This window comes from Paenibacillus sp. FSL H8-0261 (assembly GCF_045040645.1).
GTDB lineage: Bacteria > Bacillota > Bacilli > Paenibacillales > Paenibacillaceae > Paenibacillus_AQ.
The window spans coordinates 5,210,285-5,226,722 of the sequence record NZ_CP150297.1 but is presented as its reverse complement, the minus strand read 5'-3'; the positions used below and the strand labels follow the sequence as shown (position 1 = coordinate 5,226,722).

The window sequence follows — 16,438 nt, the reverse complement described above, 5'->3', positions numbered from 1 at the left end:
CTCCTCTCATTTAGATATTAATTATTATACAACTTTTAGATAAAAGAGGAGGATTTTAAAGTGGTATCTTTTTCCTGATTATTGATTATTCAGCGAAGGTGTGGATATAATACAAACATACGTTCGTGTGTGGCGGAATAAGTATAGAAATTAGGGAGGGGTTACCATGGGCAAAAAGCTGGAGAAAAACGGACTGTGGGAAAGCAGTCGCATGATGCTGCCGGAGCATAAGGTAAGAATTATTAGGGATGAACGGGAGACCCTGCGCCGCATTAAGCCTATTCTGGATGAGCAGAAGCTGGAGGAGATCGAATGTACACTGGCCTTATCGTTACGGAGTCATGTGCGCGTCACTGTTGTGCTGTTTGATCCTTTTGAGAATACGACAATTAGTGGTTTTGTGACTTCCATTCACACCCACTCGCGTGAGTTTAAGCTACAGTGGGCGGAGGAATGGAAGTGGATCAATGTAGATGATCTAGTGGAGGTTTACATCGTCTAATGCTGAGAACCGCTGACTTCACTTTTTTCATAAGCAATTAGGGTCACCGTTGGGTTGCCGGTCAGATGTGCAATGGAAGCTTCGGCATTTCGAATAATTTCGAGTGCTTCTTCCTGCTCGCTCAGGGCAGCAACTTTATAGCTATCACTATGAATGTCCATATGTGTTCCCACCTTTCGCTAATATTTTGCCCTTTTTTGTAGAAATGATCCAAGGTGAAGAAGCTATGAATAGGTGCTTTTCAGGGGAGATCTCGGGGATACCGGGGTCTTTTTTTTGCAGATGCAAGCAGGGGTATTAGTACAAGCGAATGGGGAAGCGGGATCATTGATTATACCAAGGGGTGATTCTATGCTGACTTTAGATCAAGTGAGGGACAAATCGGCAGCGAGGCTTGTTGGGCTTCATCCTGTTTTGGCAGCAGGGGCGAAGGCTTTGATTCAGCAAAGCTATGCCAGAGGAGTGCCCATCGTTATTACTCAGGGATTGCGGTCGATTGCTGAACAAAATGCCTTGTATGCGCAGGGGAGAAGTAAGCCTGGACCTATAGTTACCAACGCCAAGGGTGGAACCAGCTATCACAATTATGGCCTTGCGTTTGATTTTGCGCTTTTGCTGCCGGATGGAAATAGTATTTCCTGGGATATGAATCGTGATGGTGATAAAGATAAAATAGCGGACTGGCAAGAGGTTGTACAGGTGGGAAAACAGCTAGGGCTTGAGTGGGGAGGAGACTGGACGTCTTTTAAAGATTATTCACATCTGCAAATGGCCTTCGGCTTAACTACGACTCAACTTCGGGCAGGTAAACGTCCTACGACGGATCAGGTCAATGAAGCTTTAAAAAGAATTACTGGGGAGGATGACCAGGTGAACAAAGACGTTAAAGTAACGATAACCTTAAACGGTACTAAACTTACGGAGGGTGTTCTTGATACCGGCGTAACATATGTACCCGTGCGTGCTCTGGCTGAGGCGCTTGGAGCAAAGGTTACGTATGACGCAGCGAGCAAGACAGTGAATGTTGTAAAAGAGTAAAGCTATTCATGTATAGACAGTGCCACCCAAGGGGAAATTATCAGTGATAACTAACCATAAAGGGAGGCATAACACTGTGAACAAGCTGATAACAAGCCTTGCATGCGGTACTGTACTGTCAATGAGTATAATGGGAGCTAGTTACGCTAATCCAATCGGGTCAGCCGCTTTAGGCGGTATCCCGAACGCGAATACGGGCATGGATGGTACCGTGAATAACACTCGGATGATGAATACGGAAGGCAATCTAATGAACGGTACCACGGGAACGATGAATCAGCATGAGAGCATTATGAAAGATAAGATTCGCACAGGGGAAAATTATAGACCTAACACCAATAACTACAATGAAAATTACACCCGGGATAACTACAACAGAAATACGGTAACTCCACTATCCAACACTACAACGGATGGTAGATATCGGGCAACCAGTACAACTACAAATACTGGGACTACCAGCAGAGGATCTAACTGGGGCTGGCTCGGATTGTTTGGACTCTTGGGCCTTGTCGGAATGAGAAGCAGAAGTGACGAACGCAGATAATCGACATGCCTAATAACCCGTGTCGGCACACGCTGGAACGGGTTATTTTTAATGTGATAAAACTTTTTTTGAAAAAGGGATTGCGCGTTATCGATATTCATGATATTATATTTCTTGTCGCGTTATACGTAAACATCGTATGAAGCAACAACACATAATATGCCGGGGTGGCGGAACAGGCAGACGCACAGGACTTAAAATCCTGCGGTACGTGAGTACCGTACGGGTTCGACCCCCGTCCTCGGCATCACAGTGAAAACCTTGAGAAATCAAGGTTTTTTTGTTTTTCTTGATTATTTTCAAAAGGGAATTGTATTTAGAACAATTATTAAGCGCACAGGATTTACTCCTTTAATTATGGAGTTTTGTCATGAAAGGTACCCAATTTACTAGCAAGTTCCTCTTCCCCGGTTAAGACCTCGATCATGATGCCCGCCCCCAAGCGAAATCCATACTCCTCCTCTGAAAGTCGCTCTTTCCAAATCTCTATGATTTCAGATGTTTAGCGCCATTTGAACCAATATGTTTTTTTAATTTCTTGCCAACGCATTAGATAATCAGAATTAGAGGCGACTTAATTGACAAAGAAGAGATGGCTAACTATTTTTATGTTGTTTATAGTCTTATTATCGGGTTGTAAAAAAAACAACTCAGATACTTTAAGTGATACACCAACAGCTAAGGATGAAGAGTATAATCTGATGATTACAAATAACAGTCCGTTGGATTTAAAAAGCGTAGTTGTTACTGTTGATGAAAAAGATACCATCCAAATGGACTCTTTGATCGATAGTAATATTAAACTTGGAGAAGTTGCAAAGTTCCAGATGAAAAATGGAAAACATGTATTTAAGGTTACACTCAATCCGAAAAAAATTACTCAGTAAGTAGAGAATTCACCGAAATTTTTAGAAAAGGAATAATTGTTGACTATGAAGTGATAATAGAAAAAAACGAAGTATCTATCAAAAAAATTAAAGACAATGAATAGATTGACTGTAGGAAACAGATATCATCAAAAACTTAGTCTCTTCTGAACAAAACACTAACATAAACGATATAGTCATTAATCTTTCAGATTTTCTAGAGGGTATGACAGGAGAGCTCCTAGTTAAGAATCCGATAAATTACTTGTTCAACTCTACTTTTGATGACATTAACTTAAAAGGCATCCCCTACCTTCTATAGTTGCATTCGTCCATCGGCAGCGATGGTAGTTGATGATCTCATTTTTCCAAATACGCATCTTTTTCAAACCACTTTTAACAGCTTCGTGGTCAATCTTATCGCCCTGTTCACACCAACGGTTAAATCCATTCGTTGCAGCTTCGGCATTGGGTGAATAGTTATACCAAGTAGTAAAAGCTTCTTTCCGTTCCCAACATTTTCGTAGGAGCGGAGAGTAACCGAGTAATTCATCCAGCGTTTTCTTACTCTCTGCAGATAGAGATTCCACTTGGAGATTTAAGAGACGATGGTTGGCTTTGAGCCATGCTTTTGCCCGTGGCGAAAGCTCACTCTGTATCGTTTTACGAACCTCTTGCAGGGCCACAATAACATAGCCATGGACATGAAAGCGATCAGCGGAGTCTGTTAAGAGAGTTTACACAAAAGATTTGACAGACCCTGAAGTTCGTCAAGAATCGAAAGATTCATAAAGAAACGCCATCCTTTCCTATAATTCTACAGAAAGAATAACGTCTTTTTTTGCTTTATGGGTAGTGTAAAACCTTAGCTTGATAGCGATGGGTAGCGTCAGGAAAATACGGTTATCCTGACGCTACCCCGTATACAAGTTAAGTTACAAACAACTAATTTGAACTTAATGCATTATTGACAGTTGCGCTGTCCACGATTTGAATAAATTTTTTAACCTTATCATTCTCATCAAATTCATATAGATGGCAAAAGTCTGCTATAAATGATTTTCCTGTTGCTTTATACGTCCCACTATATTTTCCGTAGACGATAACAGTGTGATTATTAAACGCATAGATTTCATCTTTTGCAGAATAGCCATCCCATTCGGTTCCAAGGCGTTCATGTACGTTTTTCACTACTTCATCTGGACCTACATAAGTACCCGCATAAGGAAATCCAGCAGCTTCTGTCCAAGATACATTATCACTTAAATACATTTTGAAGGCATCCAATTTTCCTTCACCGGTTAATACATACGTTTCATGTAATAATTTTTGGTATATATTCATAACATTACCCCCAAGAAATTTCTTTCGTTACAACTTTTGCACTTAATTCTAATACGCCTTTATTTGCATAGCCTGGATATGCTGCTTCAAGCTTTGCAACAAAATCCGTAGAAGTTTTACTTTCTTCGGAAGCTTTAATTGCAGTTTTTAGATAATTGATAGTTGCAATAAGTGCTTGATTATCTAAGGATTTTTCAATTGAACCATGGCTTGGTACGATTATGTTAGCATTTAACCCTTGTAACACTTTCAAGTTCTCAATCCAAGCTTCCATTGCTTCTTTTGAGCTAGTATCTGCTATGAAAACATGTATTTCGTTGAAAATATCAATGCCACCAATCAATAATTTCAATTCTCTGTTAAATAAGCTAGTTCTGTAATTATCTAAACCTACAAGTTCAAATGTTAAACCTTGAAAGTCAATGGTTTTTTCTGTGAATACTTGAGGCAATACAACATTACTTGGTGCGTTCTCTCCAAGTGCATCTTTCCAGACTTTTAATTTACCTAAGACAGAATGAACAATATGTTCAACAGTGGATTCTGTGGCATACGCAATGGCTTCTGGAAACGCTGCTTTAATACTTTCTAACCCAAAGTAGTAGTCCGGATCTCCATGAATAATAAAAATTTTATCTAAATATAAGTTATTTTTATTTAGGTAATCAACAATTTCTTTCGAATCGGATTGAGTAAATTTCGTATTTATTAAGAATGCATGTCCTGCTTTTTCAACTAAGGTTGCAGTCACCATAAAACTATTTTCTTCAGAACTAAATATCGTCAATTTCACATCATTTTGATTCATTTCGATTGTTTTAAACATAGAATTTTATCTCCTTTTTGGTGAAATTATTTAATAATATAACAATCTTTAAAACGTGCTTCAATTTTATCCGACGTCATTACTCCGCCACCAATAGGAATTAATTGGTTATCCTTGTGTAGAAGTAAAGAGGGATAGCTATTTATACCAAGTTGTTGAACCGTGTTGAAATCATTTTGAACATCTATTATAGTTTCTTGAGATTTTAGTCGCTCTAGTACTTGTTCAGGATCCAAATGATGATCAATAGCTATCTTACGATATGTTTCAGGGTCACTCAGACTTTTTCCATTATAATAAAACGCTTTTTGCATGGCAGAAGTAAATTCTAACAAACGGTTCGGTGCTAATGAACGTAAAGCTGAAAAGCCAATTGCAGCATCTTTTGAATTCATTGTAAAAGTACCTTCTGACAACAAAGCCTGATATGAAGGACCAAATTCTGCACCAGTAAGTTTATTAATTCTTTTATTACCTTCTGATATATATGAGAATTTTTTTATTGGCAGATTATCTAAAAATAATCCTCCAGATAAAACAGTTAACGGAATTTCAGGGTGATTTTTGTAAAAACCTCTAATACTTTCTGAAAATCCATAGCACCATCCACAATATGCATCCCATACATATATAAGGGTGTCTTGTTTTGTCTCCATTAAAAACGCCTACCTTTATTTTTTATTATTAACCAATCTCGCTGTTACTTAGAAATTCTCAGCTAACTTTTTAGAGCGTAGAATTGCATCTTCTTTAATCTATTGTGCTTTTTCAGGCGCCCTATTATGCCCTTCAACATCGATTGCTTCAAAAGAAGGGACGCAAAAAAAATTCATCATTACCAAAAGATGGCGATGCTCCATTTCTAGTTCTTCAGCTGGACCTTCAGAGTAGAAAGCACCATGTACTTGAATATGCAGTGCTTTTTTATCTGTAACAGGTACTGTTACTACTAGTTGTAACCATTGTAGTTACAACTAGAATGAAAGTCAATTCTTATTGACGAAAAAATTAACTTCCTATTATTGGGCTCAATCTAAAAATTAGTGGTTGATATGTTCAACTCAATAAACGGTGTCGATTGCATTCAATTAAAATGCCCGCCATATAACAACCACGATTGCGTGTGAAGTAGTGCCGGCGTTGGTAAGCTTTGATACGATTATGTCGTCCTTCTACGGTTGCACTCGTCCAACGGCAATGATGGTAGTTCACGATCTCATCCTGCCAATTACGCATGGTTTTCAAGGTGCTTCGCACGGCGCTTTCATACACAAAGGGCAGTAACGCAAAGCGTCTGCCCTTCATTTTGCTAACATTTTTGTTAACATGGCTACATATACAAATTTCTGAACGCAGAAAGTACAGAACACAAAAAAGTGCCGTCAACCCGCGTGGTTAAAGGATTTGTGTTTGTGCTTTCCGTGGTGTAGAAAAGGGGCTATAAAGGTTGTTTCAGGACTTAAAATCCTGCGGTACGTGAGTACCGTACGGGTTCGACCCCCGTCCTCGGCATCACAGTGAAAACCTTGAAAAATCAAGGTTTTTTTGTTTTATTAATTTTAAAGCTTCCTCCAAAAGCTAAAGGTCCTTTGTACTTAGGAATCACATCCGAGTACACAGAACTTAGGTTGATAATACTCTTTTTCAGTGCTTGTCAATTCACAAGCTCTGGAGAGGAGCTTTTTAATATGTAATATTTCATGAAGCACCGTATATCGAACGGTACGTACAGTGGTGTGAGAGATTGGAGTTCATTGATTATTGTCGAATAACATCTTAATTTGTTGTATTATTGATAAAGCTAGTTTTCAAGATTCAAGGAGGGTTATAGTTTGCTTACACTGAGAAGAGCCGAGCCGCGTCAAAGTAAAAAGCTCAGTCTCACATCGCTGCTTACGGGCTTGGTTACGCTGGTGGTTCTACTAACCTCAAGCATTCTTCTGATCGGTTCATACGAGTCCAAAAAACAATCATTGATGGAGACTACGCTCCATTTGAATTACTACAACGCTGACCGAATGACCAAGACAATGGACTCCTTATTTCAGTCCATGCGCAGCAGTTTGGAATACAGCGCTGCCACACTCTCCGATGACGATGGCTCAACGCCGAAGCAAGTAGATGATAATTTAGAACTGATGCGCAATAGTAGCAATTACTTCAATTCTATCGCTGTAGTCGATGCCGACGGGCTGGTCCGCAACGTAGTACCGACTAGTTTGGGGACAACAGGCGACCATATTACTTCTAAGGCCAGTTTGGAAGCTCTGGCATTCAAAAAACCTTACATATCCTCCCCCTACATGACCCCAACCACCAAGAGACTAATCGTTTTTATGAGTCAGCCGATTTTCAGCAACAATGGCATATATCGCGGTATTTTGAGCGGCACGTTTTATCTGCAAGAGAACAATATTTTGTCTATGATTTTTGGCGACAACAACGTGGACGATTCTGGCTCTTATTATTATATTGTGGATTCAAGCGGCCATCTGTTGTACCACCCGGATAAGCAGCTCATTGGGGAGGATGTCAGCAGTAACAAGGTTGTACAGAAACTTATGAAAGGGGGAAGCGGGGAACAGCAAGTGCGCAACACCCGTAGCGTTGAAATGCTTGCCGGATACTCCAGCGTACCGGCCAATGGCTGGGGAATCGTGGTCGTTTCGCCGATTAGTATCATTCATCATCAACTGATGGGCCACCTTCGGACAATTCTCTGGTATTCGTTGTTTCCGTTCATTATACTCCTGATGGGCGTCATTCTCGTAGCACGCAAGCTGGCCCGGCCTTTTGTGTACCTGGCAAATCTGGTGAGCAGAATGGGCAAGGAGAAGATTGAATTGCCAGAAGCGAAGCCGCAATGGAGCCGAGAGGCAGATCTGCTGACCAAGGCTGTGTTGCTTGCCGTGACGGATATTCAGAAGCAGACGGATCAACTGACCCAAGAGGCTACGACGGATGCTCTGACTGGTTTAATGAACCGGAGATCGTTAGAGTATACGATGAGTCAGTGGATTACCTCTGGGCAGCCGTTTTCGCTCATTGTACTGGATGTAGACAAATTTAAACTCGTGAACGATACCTACGGCCATCTCATTGGCGACGAAGTGCTGAAACATGTAGCCAAAGTTATAGTTACTTCGTTTCGCCCAGACGATGTTTGCCACCGCTACGGCGGCGAAGAGTTCGTCATCTTACTGGCCCACACTAGACCTGAGGAAGCCTTCACCGTAGCTGAAAGAGTCCGGAGGGCACTGGAACAAAGCAGGGGTCCAATCCCGACACGGGTTACGATCTCCCAGGGAATCGCCCATTATCCTTTTCATGCATTGGAGCGGGAGGGGCTGCTGGAGAAGGCTGATCAGGCGTTATACTTGGCCAAGAGCAGGGGAAGAAACCGGACGATGGTCGCTGATGTTTGAAACAATTGCTCGTAATATGCGGTACGTGCTTTATCCTCTGCATCATAGTGAAAGTTGAAAATGCGGCACCAGCAACAATGGAAGAAGCATTAATTAATTGATAATATTCCCGAGGAAAGAAAACCAGAGTGGGAGTATTATGATCGTTGGGTATTTCCTAAGAGCAAGTAATTAAGAAAGCCAGAAACGCACATAATTCTGACTATTAAAGGGCTAGGTGTTGAACTTTAAGCACTGAAAACGCCAGTGTTATCAAGGCTTTGGCGGAACAGGCAGACGCACAGGACTTTAAATCCTGCGGTACGTGAGAACCGTACGGGTTCGACCCCCGTCCTCGGCATCACTAAAAACAAGGGTTTCAGCTCATTTGAGCTGGAACCCTTGTTTGATTTTAAGCGGGTTTGCTGGCATTTTGCTAACGCCGGTTCATTCTGGTTTTATAACGGCAGCCTCCTTTACTGAATTTCCATCAAAGGAGCCGGATGCCAACAATATGCAATGTTCCCTTTTCGTACTCGTTTCTTTCGGTTTCCGCAAAAGGGCGTGTACATAGATTTGAATTCATCAGATCCAATGAAAGCGCATATTTATAAGGGTTACCAGGTTAGATACAGTCCGGATGCAAACATAATAACCATCGTATTATCAAGCGCAAACTTGAGCGGAATTAGATATGATGTTTTCAATTCAAACAACAACTCTGTTTTGAATGGTCTCATTTCCATAGCCGGAAAAGCAGCAGTTGCATGCGCTGGGGTAATAAAAGGAGGCAGCTATGCAGGATTTTGCAATGTCGATGTTATGGTTATGGATTTGCTATTTTATAGTGACTATTGTTGGAGTTTTACATACCGTATTTAATATTTATGCGTTAAAAATGAGTCCAATGGACGAAAAAGGTATGGGGGAGGGATATGAAAAAACAAAGCCTTGGCATCCTCTTTATAATGTCATTCTGTTTTCTATCTTTGGTTGGCTATATATGCGGGGGTTATCTGTACCCAACCTTGAAGAAGCTCTTATTACTGGGGTAATATGGGCCGGAGTTTGCATTATAATTGATGTTTTGGGCTGGGTGATCATTAAGCACCCTTGGAGTCTTTCTTTCAAAGAATTCTATATTCATTATCAGCCATGGATTACACTTATATATTTGGTTATTTTTATGGGTCCTGTAATCGGATATTTGTTCGTTTAATTAAATTTCATATGGAGCATGAGGACATTGAAATCGAGTGGTCATTGATTTTGGTTTTGCATGCTACACTTGTTCGAGTCATTGAATGTTATACAATTTTCCAGGCAGATGAAAAAGCTCTTAACTTTCTCATCTGCCTGTTTTTATTTTGCAGACCTGATCTCATCTTGCAAAGTTATAGTACTTCCAAGGGTGATGGCTTCATCGACCGCGAATGACAGTCTGATGTCTGTTAAGGCATCCGCTAATGAGTATGCTGAAATTCCCGTGTGCAGGAAGCTGGACATATTCAATAAGGCTTGTCCTATCCCAATCTCTTCATCAGAAAGGGGAGAGGGATGAAACGGGTTCTGAAATAGACTAAGCTGTCCTGCACGCAATTCATGCAAGGAGAGACTTTCCAGACTGCCTTCCTGTCCGCCTTGAATCCGACTAATGTTCATATACTCGGTCTCTTCGGTTCCCAGGCGACGGATAATCTCATTATCGCGAATTTCTCCATGTGATCCGCGGATGAGTACCCGGTTGGTACGGAGGGGCGAGAAATATTGGGAGCGAGTGAAGTCAAGCACAGCGCTTTTGCCGGAGGGAAACACCATAATTGCGATATCCTGCTGCTCTGTCTTCAGGTCATCTTCGGCCTCCCTCCCCCTATAAGAGAAGTCCATGATTGGAACCTCTAGCCGGCGAGCTGTGATTTCACATGCTGTGCCAGTGATCGAGAGCCATTTACGGATCAGGCTGATTCCATGATAACCATGCGCAACAGAGACTTGAACATGACCTACCTCGCCCAAATGTCCGGTTTGAATATAGGCGGTTCTTGCCTGATGATGAGGCAACAGCGGATATTGCTCGGCTATTTGAATCAGAGGGAAATCAATGGCGCTGGATCGAAGCAGTTCATATTCAGCCGGCGTAGAGGCGGTGGGTGTTTCGGCCAACACAGGTACTTGCAGCGCTGCAAGCTCCAACAGCAGTGAGGCGGCAGCGGTCTTGGACACCGCCAGGACCACAAAATCGCTCTCGGCCGCAAGGTGTTCTATCGAGCTGTATACGGTCAGTTTCCATTTGTCGATCAGTTGCTGGTATTTGGCAGGGTTGCGGATCAATACACCGGTTACCTGAAATTGCTGTGGAAGCAGGTGAGCCAACTTAAGATACATTTCCGCCCGCCAGCCGCTTCCGATTATTCCAAAACGAATAGGTCTGTTCATCTTTAAAGTACACCTCTAATGGTTGATTAGTATGTAAATACCTTCGTAGCACAGGCATCAGTTGTCTCTTATTATTGTATATAAAAAAATGATAGAGTACATAGGATTATGTATATTGTGAAACTATTACTTTTTATTGTCTTTAGCTAAGCTATCTTATGCATTTACATACAAAGGAGCGATTATCCAATAGCCGGATGATCGCTCCTTTGTATAATCCACTTCTGAAATTTCAATCAATGACCCATTCCGTGATTGTTAACGGTGTAAATTGTGGAACCCAAATCGATGGCGAAAGCACTTGCAGAGGCGATCATTAAGCTGGAACTAATCAAGACTACGACTGTAAGCAAGAACATTTTCTTTTTCATTAGTAAACTCTTTGACTATTATTTTTTCCATTATGTTGTGATACATTTGAAGTTGTGATTGATGAGCATGTTCTCTTAGGAGCTCAAAGAGTGCTACTGATTTCTTGAGGTTTGTATCGTTTTCAATTTTGATACTAAAAATCAGAGTTTCTAGAATAGTGTTGATTGCTTCGTTCATATTCTCTTGTTCGTAGTAATACATCACCAGCAAATAAATGTATTCCTCGTAATATCTTATATCCACATTAGTCACATACTTTTCTATGTCATTTACGTTGTTTTTAAGATCACTCAGAATCCAATCTACGGAATAGTTATATTTTATCGAGGATTCCAAGATGGTAATTAGTCCTGGCAGTAACTCTTCCTCAGCACTGTTTCTAATAAATTCAATATACTCCTTTAGGACCCCTGTCTGGCCTTCCAAAAGGTCGAGCACGTAGGTATTGGCTTTTGCAATATTACAGTAGTATTTGACTTCATTAATTCCTTCTTCATCTAATCCTTTGATCCATCCTAATTCAGCATATTTTTGAATACACATTCTAGCTTCAGGATACTTACCGAGCTTTTGCAGTGCGATTCCTTTTGAACATAAGCTAAATCCAAAATAATAGGGAATACTCCGCTTCAGGTTTTGTTCTCTCAATGTATCACTGCTTGTCTCATATATGAATGCAATCTGGGTAATCAATCTATCTGCAATTTCAATCATAGCACCCCAATTTTCCAATGAAAAAGATGCCTTAAGCATACTAGTTAAGAAATCAGCATTTAATCCATCCAAATCCAACTTCAATGCGATCTTCCTTTCTTCTGTATATCATTCATCTGTTATAGCTATGTCGGTTGTATCTCTAGACTATTCTTTATTTTACCAATAAAGTAAGTGATTTTCATCACTGGAACGAGGAAACAAGAGTTTGTTTTATGATTGTCAAAATATAACTAGGGTACAGTGTTTTTACTAAGTTCTTCGAATCGAAGGAATTATGTCTGTTAAGCTGTTTATTTGCCCCTCTGTTTTTGGGTTATTTGTACGTAAAATACCGAAATGTACCTATCTTGGGAATCCATATTCAATTATGATCTTCCCGAAAGAAAGCGCTATCAAAGTAATTTTGACCACATTTCATGAGGGGGTAAGGATGATTTGAAGCGAATGGGAAAAAGATTGGGTATGAGTCTCCTAGTATTCATTATTGCAGCAGCACAGTTCGGTTTTACAGGAACGAAAGGCAATGTTGCGCAAGCAGCGGAAAAGAGTATGGCCCAAAAGCCGTATATGGGCTGGAGCAGTTACAGTATGCAAGTGTATGATGGGGCAGGAAACTGGACATCGGCGGAGAGCGTTAAGAAGCAATCGGACGCGATGCATGAGAAGCTGCAAGCCCATGGATATGAATATATTAATATTGATGCGGGCTGGAATGGCGATATGGATGAATACGGGAGACCTATTCCTAGTGAAGTCCTTTATCCGAACGGATTTCAGGAGGTCATTGACTATGTTCATAATAATGGACAAAAGATTGGGATCTATCTGATCCCGGGGGTATCTATCGATGCATATAACCGAAATCTTGAGGTGTATGGGACAGGCGGCGAATGTCGTATTCAGGATATTACGGCCAAGCCGCTTACCATTATGGATTATTGGAATTCCTACACCTATAAAATTGATTTCACGAATCCCTGTGCCCAGAAGTATGTGGATTCCATTGCAGATATGCTTGGTGAGTGGGGGATCGATTTCGTCAAATTCGACAGCGTAACCCCTGGGTCGGGGATTGACAACTTGAGCCGGGATGCACGCGGCGATGTAGAAGCATGGTCCAAGGCTTTGGATAGAAATAACATCTGGTTTGAGCTATCCTGGGCGCTCGACCACAATTACGTAGAATTCTGGAAAAAATATGCTAACGGTTGGCGAATTGATTGGGATGTTGAATCTTATGACGGCAGTGGGTTGACAGCATGGCCGAGTATTTCCCGATTATTCCCCAAAGCAGCACTTTGGTGGCGGGATGCAGGCCCTGGCGGTTGGAACGACTTCGATTCTCTGAACGTTGGTAACGGCTCCATGGATGGTCTGACCAAGGATGAGCGAAAGACCGCGATGACGTTCTGGTCCATTTCTTCCGTGCCGCTCTATACAGGGAATGACATGACACGGCTGGACAATTATGGACTAGAACTGCTTACCAATGATGAGGTTATTGCCGTAAACCAAGCCGGACGTCCTGGTCATCCGGTATCGATGGATACCCAGCAGCAGGTATGGTATGCCAATAATGGAGATGGTACTTACAGCGTAGCTCTGTTCAATCTGGGTAGTCGGGGTGCGGAGGTTAAAGTCAAATGGAGTGATCTTGGCCTTGATGGTCCGGCTTCAGTGCGCGACCTATGGAGCCATTCCGAGCTGGGAACCTTTGAGAAGGAATTCAGCGGTGGCATCCTTGAACCCCATGCCTCTCGCATGCTTAAAGTAACCGCGCTAAGCGGTACATCAGCTGTCAATAACGATGATACAGGGATGCGCTACAGCGGAGATTGGAAGCGAAATGGAGGCAAGGAGCTGTTAGAGGGGAAGCAGGATCTGAGCATTACAATCAAGGATTCCAGTGCTGCTACGAACACTCCTCAAGAGGATGCTCTTAACTCTGGGGCTGACCCTACTGCGGATTCAGCTTCGGCAAGCAATACCACCGTTACGGATGTGGTTTACATTAATGATAATGACAGCGGCATTAAATACAACGGCACATGGCAGGTAAGCTCAGCCCGAGAACATGGAGATTATAATGGCGATGTGCACTATACCGAGAAGGACGGTGATTCTTTTGAGTACACCTTTACGGGAACGGGCATTGAGCTGCTGACGGAAAAGCATGAATCGCAAGGAGAAATGATTGTTACATTAGACGATGGGGTTGCACAGACTGTAAATGCGTATACAAGTGGACCGAGAGAGGTACAACAATCTCTTTATAGTGTATCAGGACTTTCTAACGGCCCTCACACGCTTAAGGTAAGCAAGGGATCGGGAAATTATATGCTGCTCGACGCGCTGAGAGTGACAACAGAAAGTCCGGCTGGGGGTCAGAACAGTTCTATTACTCCGACTTCCGCTGGGTTTGATAAAGCAACGGAACAACAGAAGGATGTCACAGTCACGCTTAATCTGCATGGTAATACGCTGAGTGGTATTGAGAATAATGGAGTGGCACTCCGCGAAGAAGATTATACGGTGACTAATGACAAATTGACCATTAAGAAGGAATATCTTGCACAGCAATCTGCTGGCATAACAAGTCTTAACATCATCTTTAACGCCGGTGATCCACAGACATTAGCGGTACACATTAGCGATTCTACAGGCATCCGTTATGTGATGGTTAATAATGACGATCCGGGAATCAAATATAACGGTACTTGGTCCCGCAGTAGTGGAAGAGGAATGGGCGACTACAATGACGATGTGCAGTATGCGGAGCAGAATGGTGATTCTTTTGAATATACCTTCAGAGGAACAGGGATTCAACTGTTCACTGAGGTAGACGAATCACAAGGGGATATGGATATTTATGTAGACGATCAATTCAAGGGCACGGTAAGCGCTTATCGAAACGGGCGATTGTCACAGCAGATTCTGTACAGTATCTCTGGGCTTACAGATGGACAGCACACACTCAAAGCTGTGAAAAAATCAGGCAGATTCATGCTGCTTGACATGCTCAAGGTAGAGATTCCGAATATGATTAATCCGATCGCAGCGAGCTTTGATAAATATCCTTCTGCTCAGCAGGACATTGAGATTACACTTCTACAACAGCCGGAAAGCTTTATAGGCATTACGAATGGATCATATCATCTGGTTCCTGGGACCGATTATACGGTAGCTGGTGACCGTGTTACACTGAACAAATCTTATCTCGCATCACAACCAGTGGGAAAGCTGAACCTCAGCTTTACTATTGGTGGCGATTATCTTAATGATGTGCATTCAACGACAGTGGACGGCGATTCCTTTGAATATACCTTCAAGGGCACTGGAATTCGCTTGATCACACCTACGGGGCCAGATCAAGGTGAAGTAGATATTTATGTGGACGGACAATGGATTCAGACCGTGAATACTTATAGTCAGAGTCGACTGACACAACAGGAGATTTACAGTATTTCTGGATTGGCAAGCGGCTTACACACACTTAAAGCTGTGAAGAAATCAGGTAATCTCATGCTGACAGATCAATTGAAATTCACAGTCTCAACCAGTGATGGCGGAACAACGAACCCTACAGAACCTCCAACACCAACGCCGACAGCAACACCTACACCGACTGATGCAGGGGGTCCGTCTATACCAGCCCAGCCTTCATCCACACCTACCCTGACTCCGACGCCAACTCCGGCATCTGGAACTGATGGGAAGGATGATGCCGAGACGATGCGACATTCGGCGTATATCAACGGATATCCGGGAGGCTTCTTTAAACCCGATGCTCCCATTACCCGTGCTGAGATGGCAACCATCCTAGCGAAGGTTGCTGAGAAAGAGGCCACTGGATCAGGCGTAACATTCAGTGATGTTCCCTCCAGCTATTGGGGGGCAGATGCTATTGCGAAAGTAGCTAAGATGGGACTAATGAACGGTTATATTGATGGTACTTTTAAGCCTAATCAACCATTGACGCGTGCAGAAATGGCTAGTTTAACAGCCATGCTGAGCCCGAATTCTACAACATCGGGCCGCGGCTTCTCTGACATCACCGGTCACTGGGCACAGGCAGCGATAAAGAAAGCCCAAGATATAGGCATAATGAATGGCTACAGTGACGGAACTTTCCGCCCGAATTCCAAGCTTACTCGTGCGGAAGCCGTTACAGCTATCAACAGAGTTTTGGGCAGGGGCCCGCTTATGGGTGTCACGCAGCCAGGGTGGAACGATGTTCCAGTCTCCCACTGGGCATTCGGTGATATTGAGGAGGCATCGACCGACCATATCTCGAAGCCTAGTACACAAGGCGGAGAACAGTGGACAGAATAAGTTGAGCGATGAATGAACGGAGGGGCCTTCTTTGGCCCCTTTTTTCTGAATGAT

14 protein-coding genes, 2 tRNA genes and 2 pseudogenes are annotated in these 16,438 nt (G+C 42.4%); 9 read left to right on the top strand and 9 right to left on the bottom strand.

All coding sequences use genetic code 11. The features are described 5' to 3' along the window. Window positions 1-166 precede the first annotated feature (166 nt). Window positions 167-502, top strand: a complete 336-nt coding sequence (locus MHI27_RS23260; RefSeq protein ID WP_042130171.1) for a YolD-like family protein — start codon at window positions 167-169, stop codon at window positions 500-502. Here the strand turns inward: MHI27_RS23260 and MHI27_RS23255 are convergent. Continuing rightward, window positions 499-663, bottom strand: a complete 165-nt coding sequence (locus MHI27_RS23255; protein ID WP_179085776.1) for a hypothetical protein — start codon at window positions 661-663, stop codon at window positions 499-501. The genes MHI27_RS23260 and MHI27_RS23255 overlap by 4 nt on opposite strands. A 190-nt stretch (window positions 664-853) precedes the next feature. Between MHI27_RS23255 and MHI27_RS23250 the strand changes: the two genes are divergently transcribed. The 4 genes from MHI27_RS23250 to MHI27_RS23235 all read left to right on the top strand — a co-directional run bounded on the left by MHI27_RS23250 (window position 854) and on the right by MHI27_RS23235 (window position 2,974). Further along, on the top strand, window positions 854-1,540 hold the full coding sequence (locus MHI27_RS23250; protein WP_341124388.1) for a M15 family metallopeptidase: 687 nt from the start codon (window positions 854-856) through the stop codon (window positions 1,538-1,540). A gap of 76 nt (window positions 1,541-1,616) precedes the next feature. Then, entirely contained in the window at window positions 1,617-2,087 is a 471-nt protein-coding gene (locus MHI27_RS23245) for a hypothetical protein (RefSeq protein WP_042190773.1), read from the top strand. Window positions 2,088-2,248: 161 nt separating this feature from the next. After that, window positions 2,249-2,334 (top strand) — tRNA-Leu (locus MHI27_RS23240). Between the two features lie 331 nt (window positions 2,335-2,665). Beyond that, entirely contained in the window at window positions 2,666-2,974 is a 309-nt protein-coding gene (locus tag MHI27_RS23235) for a hypothetical protein (protein ID WP_405174811.1), read from the top strand. 269 nt (window positions 2,975-3,243) lie between these two features. Here MHI27_RS23235 and MHI27_RS23230 read toward each other — a convergent pair. The 6 genes and pseudogenes from MHI27_RS23230 to MHI27_RS23205 all read right to left on the bottom strand — a co-directional run. Next, window positions 3,244-3,660, bottom strand: a pseudogene (locus MHI27_RS23230) (transposase); the annotation flags it as partial. A gap of 238 nt (window positions 3,661-3,898) precedes the next feature. Next, the gene (locus MHI27_RS23225) at window positions 3,899-4,297 is read right to left on the bottom strand and encodes a nuclear transport factor 2 family protein (protein WP_076284730.1); all 399 of its coding nucleotides are present in this window, start codon (window positions 4,295-4,297) and stop codon (window positions 3,899-3,901) included. Window positions 4,298-4,301: 4 nt separating this feature from the next. After that, window positions 4,302-5,123 carry a cytoplasmic protein gene (locus tag MHI27_RS23220; RefSeq protein ID WP_340972074.1) on the bottom strand — a complete coding sequence of 274 codons (822 nt, stop codon included), beginning with the start codon at window positions 5,121-5,123 and terminating at the stop codon, window positions 4,302-4,304. A gap of 26 nt (window positions 5,124-5,149) precedes the next feature. After that, entirely contained in the window at window positions 5,150-5,779 is a 630-nt protein-coding gene (locus MHI27_RS23215) for a DsbA family protein (RefSeq protein WP_076284728.1), read from the bottom strand. Between the two features lie 99 nt (window positions 5,780-5,878). Further along, window positions 5,879-6,058 (bottom strand): annotated as a pseudogene (locus tag MHI27_RS23210) (FMN-dependent NADH-azoreductase); the annotation flags it as partial. A 121-nt stretch (window positions 6,059-6,179) separates the two neighbouring features. Beyond that, entirely contained in the window at window positions 6,180-6,428 is a 249-nt protein-coding gene (locus tag MHI27_RS23205) for a transposase (protein ID WP_262495684.1), read from the bottom strand. Between the two features lie 114 nt (window positions 6,429-6,542). Between MHI27_RS23205 and MHI27_RS23200 the strand changes: the two genes are divergently transcribed. From MHI27_RS23200 to MHI27_RS23190, 3 genes are all read left to right on the top strand, one after another. Next, window positions 6,543-6,635 (top strand) — tRNA-OTHER (locus MHI27_RS23200). 320 nt (window positions 6,636-6,955) lie between these two features. Beyond that, the gene (locus tag MHI27_RS23195; RefSeq protein WP_405174810.1) at window positions 6,956-8,548 is read left to right on the top strand and encodes a diguanylate cyclase; all 1,593 of its coding nucleotides are present in this window, start codon (window positions 6,956-6,958) and stop codon (window positions 8,546-8,548) included. A 775-nt stretch (window positions 8,549-9,323) separates the two neighbouring features. Next, on the top strand, window positions 9,324-9,746 hold the full coding sequence (locus MHI27_RS23190) for a hypothetical protein (protein WP_405174809.1): 423 nt from the start codon (window positions 9,324-9,326) through the stop codon (window positions 9,744-9,746). A gap of 143 nt (window positions 9,747-9,889) precedes the next feature. Here the strand turns inward: MHI27_RS23190 and MHI27_RS23185 are convergent, their stop codons facing one another. Beyond that, the gene (locus MHI27_RS23185) at window positions 9,890-10,963 is read right to left on the bottom strand and encodes a Gfo/Idh/MocA family oxidoreductase (protein WP_405174808.1); all 1,074 of its coding nucleotides are present in this window, start codon (window positions 10,961-10,963) and stop codon (window positions 9,890-9,892) included. Window positions 10,964-11,290: 327 nt separating this feature from the next. After that, entirely contained in the window at window positions 11,291-12,133 is an 843-nt protein-coding gene (locus MHI27_RS23180; RefSeq protein ID WP_405174807.1) for a DNA-binding protein, read from the bottom strand. Window positions 12,134-12,496: 363 nt separating this feature from the next. On the opposite strand from MHI27_RS23180, the gene MHI27_RS23175 reads away from it, so the two are divergent. Further along, on the top strand, window positions 12,497-16,384 hold the full coding sequence (locus MHI27_RS23175; RefSeq protein WP_405176783.1) for a X2-like carbohydrate binding domain-containing protein: 3,888 nt from the start codon (window positions 12,497-12,499) through the stop codon (window positions 16,382-16,384). Window positions 16,385-16,438 lie beyond the last annotated feature (54 nt).

What these genes read in the sequence shown, in the direction of transcription:
- MHI27_RS23190 (WP_405174809.1), top strand. Translation starts at nt 9,324, where the DNA reads ATGCAGGATTTTGCAATGTCGATGTTATGGTTATGGATTTGCTATTTT.
- MHI27_RS23220 (WP_340972074.1), bottom strand. Translation starts at nt 5,123, where the DNA reads ATGTTTAAAACAATCGAAATGAATCAAAATGATGTGAAATTGACGATA.
- MHI27_RS23205 (WP_262495684.1), bottom strand. Translation starts at nt 6,428, where the DNA reads ATGAAGGGCAGACGCTTTGCGTTACTGCCCTTTGTGTATGAAAGCGCC.
- MHI27_RS23215 (WP_076284728.1), bottom strand. Translation starts at nt 5,779, where the DNA reads ATGGAGACAAAACAAGACACCCTTATATATGTATGGGATGCATATTGT.
- MHI27_RS23175 (WP_405176783.1), top strand. Translation starts at nt 12,497, where the DNA reads ATGGGAAAAAGATTGGGTATGAGTCTCCTAGTATTCATTATTGCAGCA.
- MHI27_RS23185 (WP_405174808.1), bottom strand. Translation starts at nt 10,963, where the DNA reads ATGAACAGACCTATTCGTTTTGGAATAATCGGAAGCGGCTGGCGGGCG.
- MHI27_RS23250 (WP_341124388.1), top strand. Translation starts at nt 854, where the DNA reads ATGCTGACTTTAGATCAAGTGAGGGACAAATCGGCAGCGAGGCTTGTT.
- MHI27_RS23260 (WP_042130171.1), top strand. Translation starts at nt 167, where the DNA reads ATGGGCAAAAAGCTGGAGAAAAACGGACTGTGGGAAAGCAGTCGCATG.
- MHI27_RS23225 (WP_076284730.1), bottom strand. Translation starts at nt 4,297, where the DNA reads ATGAATATATACCAAAAATTATTACATGAAACGTATGTATTAACCGGT.
- MHI27_RS23255 (WP_179085776.1), bottom strand. Translation starts at nt 663, where the DNA reads ATGGACATTCATAGTGATAGCTATAAAGTTGCTGCCCTGAGCGAGCAG.